This window comes from Fibrobacter sp. (assembly GCF_045601785.1).
In the GTDB taxonomy this organism is placed as follows: domain Bacteria; phylum Fibrobacterota; class Fibrobacteria; order Fibrobacterales; family Fibrobacteraceae; genus Fibrobacter.
In genome coordinates this window covers 1-4,035 of record NZ_JAZSAF010000024.1, presented here as the reverse complement: position 1 = coordinate 4,035, position 4,035 = coordinate 1, and the positions used below count along the sequence as shown (strand labels likewise).

Here is a 4,035-nt window from a genome sequence, read left to right as displayed (position 1 = left end):
CGACGTCACCGATGATGACGCCATCCAGAATCTGCTGGAGCAGTTCAAACGCATTTGCGAAGCGGGCCGCATCAAGCGCCACGGCGAAGACTGCTTTTTCCCGCCGCTCGATAACGCGGAGCAGAAAATCGCCGAAATCATCAAGCGCAGACTCAACGAAAACGAGTTGCCTACTTACGGCTTCGAGCGCGAACTCGTCGACTGGGAACGCGAGCACAAGTTTAGCTTCGACCCCACGCAACGCGAAGCGATCCGCCTCGCCACCGCACACAAGATCTGCATCATCACTGGCGGCCCGGGCACCGGCAAGACGACGATCCTCAAGGGAATCCTGCACCTTGCCCGCAAAATGGGCGAAAACATTCTGCTCGCCGCCCCTACGGGCCGCGCGGCCAAACGCATGGGCGACTGCTGCGGCGAAAAGGCCTACACCATTCACCGCCTGCTCGATGTCGACCCCGTCACCAAAAAATTCAACAAGAACGAATTCAACAAGCTTGACTGCAACTTGCTGATTGTCGACGAATTCAGTATGGTTGACACCTGGCTTGCCGCCTCGCTCCTCGACGCCGTTCCCGAAACCGCCCGCATCGTGTTTGTCGGCGATGCCGACCAGCTTCCAAGTGTCGGCCCCGGCAACGTACTCAACGATCTGCTGCAGTGTCCGCGCATTCCAAGTGTGCGCCTGCAGCACATCTTTAGGCAAAGCGGCGGCAACGACATCGCCGACAAGGCCGCCAAAATCAATCAGGGCATTACGCCGTCGCCCATCGAAGGCCCGAACTTTCACTTTGTCCCGTTCGAAACGCCCGAAGAAGCCAAGCTGCATTTACAGCGACTGATCGCGACCGGCGTACGCAGTAAAATTGACATCGACTTAAAAACCGACTTGCAGATTCTTGTCCCGATGCGCAAGGGACCCCTCGGCATCATCGAGCTAAACCCGTTCCTGCAAAACCTGCTGAACCCGGGCGTTCCGCGCCACAAAATGGTCGGCATCGAATGGAGCGTCGGCGACCGCGTCATGCAAATCAAGAACAACTACGACAAGAACGTTTTTAACGGCGACATCGGAATCGTCTACAGCATCTACAAAGAAAAGCGGAAAATCGCCGTCTTCTTCGATGAAAAACTCATCACCTACCAAGATGACGAACTCGACGAACTGCAGATGGCCTACGCCTGCACCATCCACAAGAGCCAGGGCAGCGAATACCCCGCCGTCATCGTGGTGCTCGACTCCAGCCACTACGTGATGTTGCAACGCAACCTCATCTACACCGCCATCACCCGCGCCAAAGGCCACGTGTGGATACTTTCCGCCCCCGGTGCCTTTCACCAAGCCATAAGAAATAGCCGTAGCACCCGAAGGTACACGCGGCTTAAAGAACGTTTATCCTAAAATCACACCAATGCAAACAAGGTCGAGAGATTCGCCTTGCTAGTCCTTCACGCAACGGACAGAAAGCCCCTGGGATTTGTCATAGCTGTCAAAATGTACCGCATCATCGTAGTAGTACAGATAAATGGCGCTTGCGTATTCATTAGAATCTTCCGTAGAACTCCAAAAGAAAACATGGCTGTCATCGCCGTCGAATGAGTCCCTAAAGGTATTCCTAGAACCAGCAGGAAATGCCGAGAAGGAATAGTCGTCCGTTCCATTGCCGCCATTGCGCCAGCCACTGGTAGATTTAAGCACTTTACCAGCAGTTTCCATACCTCCTACAGTGGTAATCAGGGTTTCCCATTCCTCTCTTCTCGGTATGTGCCAGTCACTGGGACACAAGCCTCGCACGGGGCCGTCAGGCGTATTCGTCAAACTAAATCCGCAGTTTCTGCCATCCGTAATCCAAGAATTCGTCGCACAGCCCATAGCTACCGCCCAATAGTAAAGGCGCCCCGTCTCATCGCAATTCTTGGCCACATTGTTGTAGCAGAAACTCCTACCCATTATACTAACAGTCTTTGCGCTATCTGCATAATTCAGGTTCGCAGCCATCCAAATTTGGTCGCCAATAGTTACAGTCTTGTACATTTTTCCATCGCGGAAATCTACCAAAGTATTGTTTTCCGCATCGTAGACGCTACTGTCGCTATAGGCTGAAGACTCATCGGAGCTACTATACAAAACCATGATTCCACTACTAGATATTCCATTAGTTTCACTTGAACTAGAAACATTCAAATTATTCTCTTTTTCGCTACTCGAAGAAATCTCCGCGCCATCTTCCTTTTCACTGGACGATGATTCCGCAAAAGAAGAGCTCAAATTTTCCTGCTCATAAGTTTCAGGTTCCGCCTTATCCGCCACATCAGCAGAGAACCCGTCAGTCTTTGAATCGGTGGAGCCCTCACCACTGCAAGCAGCAAACACCGCAACAAAACTTGCTACAGCAAGGAATCTTGTACAAGTCAACATCATCTCCTCCAGAGAGTTTTTTCATTCGCCAAAATAGAAATTCCCGCAGATTTCTCCGCGGGGAAAAAGATTACAGGTTTCAGGTTATAGGTTGTAGGAAAAGTTTCACGCGCTATCGCGCGTCCACTTAAAATGGCGAAGCCACGATTATTTACCTGACACCTAACACCTGTTACCTAATACCTATTACACGTCCACGACTTCAGTCCAGCCGAACGGGTCTTCCGCTTCACCGAACTGGATTGCGGTGTACTTGGTGAAGAGTTCCGTGCAGACCGGGCCCGGATTCTTGCCGTCACCGTAGGTGAATTCCTTGCCGGCAACCGGATCCACAATCTTCTTGATCGGGGTGATCACGGCGGCGGTACCGCATTCGGCAGTTTCGGAGAATTCAGCGAGTTCTTCGAACGGAACCTGGCGGCGTTCCACAGTGTAGCCGAGGTATTCAGCCAACTGCTGCAAGCTCTTATTGGTGATAGACGGCAGAATGGATTCGGACTTCGGGGTCACGTAGGTCTTGCCCTTGATACCGAAGAAGTTTGCCGGACCGCATTCGTCGATGTACTTCTTTTCCTTTGCGTCCAGGTAAATCGTGCTGGAGTAACCGAGCTTCTTGGCTTCTGCAAGGGACTGGAGGCTAGCAGCGTAGTTACCGCCGACCTTCACCGTACCCGTGCCCTGCGGAGCGGCGCGGTCGTAGTTGCGGCTAATCATCATGTCCACCGGCTTGAACCCGTCCTTGAAGTACGGACCCACTGGAGTCACGAACATCATGAGCAGGTATTCGTCGGCAGGCTTCACACCCACTTCCGGGCTCATACCGATGAGGAGCGGACGAATATAGAGCGTTGCACCGTAGCCATACGGCGGCACAAAACGGGCGTTAGCCTTCACCACGGTATGGACCATTTCGCGGAACAATTCAACAGGCGGCACAGCCATGAGTACGCGGTTAGCCGTGTTCTGCATGCGCTTCGCATTTTCGTCGACGCGGAAAATACGGACCTTGCCGTCCTTGCCCGTGTAAGCCTTGAGGCCTTCAAAACCTTCCTGGCCGTAATGCAAGCAAGTAGCGGCCATGTGGATGCTAATGTCCTTGGAAGAAGACAGCTCTATCTTGCCCCACTGACCATTGCGGTAGTAGCAGCGTACATTGTAATCGGTGTCATAATAACCGAAGGGGAGCGTCTTCCAATCGACAGTATTCAAATCAACTTGCATAGTATTCACCTTTTTTTGCAATTTGTGCATTTTTAAAGGTATCATTCGGTACCGAAAGAAAAATACAATTATCGGGGGCATTTTGGCACGCTTCAAAAGTAAAAAAAGCTATTTTCAGGCCAATGAATTCCCTTTTGCAAAAATCTGTAGATGGTATTCGCCTTTCTCCGGTCGAGGCGCTCTCCATTTTGAAGAACGCCCCGTGGACCGAGGTCGCCCAGGCGGCCAATAGCGTACGCCACCGGATCAATCCGGGCAACAAGGTGGGCTACACGGCATTCCGCATCATCAACTACACGAACGTCTGTGAAATTACTTGCAGTTTCTGTAGCTTTTGCAGGCCCGCGCATAGTCCCGAAGCCTACGTGCTTAATTTGGACGAAATCCGCCAGAAG

General features: G+C 52.1%; 3 protein-coding genes and 1 pseudogene. 2 read left to right on the top strand and 2 right to left on the bottom strand.

What is annotated here, in order from left to right; translation table 11 throughout:
• On the top strand, positions 1–1,402 hold a 1,402-nt coding region (locus ACKI61_RS04135; protein WP_407456519.1), incomplete at its 5' end, for an ATP-dependent RecD-like DNA helicase.
• Positions 1,403–1,441: 39 nt separating this feature from the next.
• On the opposite strand, the gene ACKI61_RS04130 is transcribed toward ACKI61_RS04135, so the two are convergent.
• Positions 1,442–2,419, bottom strand: coding sequence for a fibrobacter succinogenes major paralogous domain-containing protein (locus ACKI61_RS04130; protein ID WP_407456518.1), 978 nt, complete (start codon positions 2,417–2,419; stop codon positions 1,442–1,444).
• Between the two features lie 186 nt (positions 2,420–2,605).
• Positions 2,606–3,670 (bottom strand): branched-chain amino acid aminotransferase, encoded by a 1,065-nt coding sequence (locus ACKI61_RS04125; protein ID WP_407456517.1) that lies wholly within the window; start codon positions 3,668–3,670, stop codon positions 2,606–2,608.
• 92 nt (positions 3,671–3,762) lie between these two features.
• Here ACKI61_RS04125 and ACKI61_RS04120 point away from each other — a divergent pair.
• Positions 3,763–4,035: pseudogene (locus tag ACKI61_RS04120) on the top strand (dehypoxanthine futalosine cyclase); the annotation flags it as partial.

What these genes read in the sequence shown, in the direction of transcription:
- ACKI61_RS04130 (WP_407456518.1), bottom strand. Translation starts at nt 2,419, where the DNA reads ATGTTGACTTGTACAAGATTCCTTGCTGTAGCAAGTTTTGTTGCGGTG.
- ACKI61_RS04125 (WP_407456517.1), bottom strand. Translation starts at nt 3,670, where the DNA reads ATGCACAAATTGCAAAAAAAGGTGAATACTATGCAAGTTGATTTGAAT.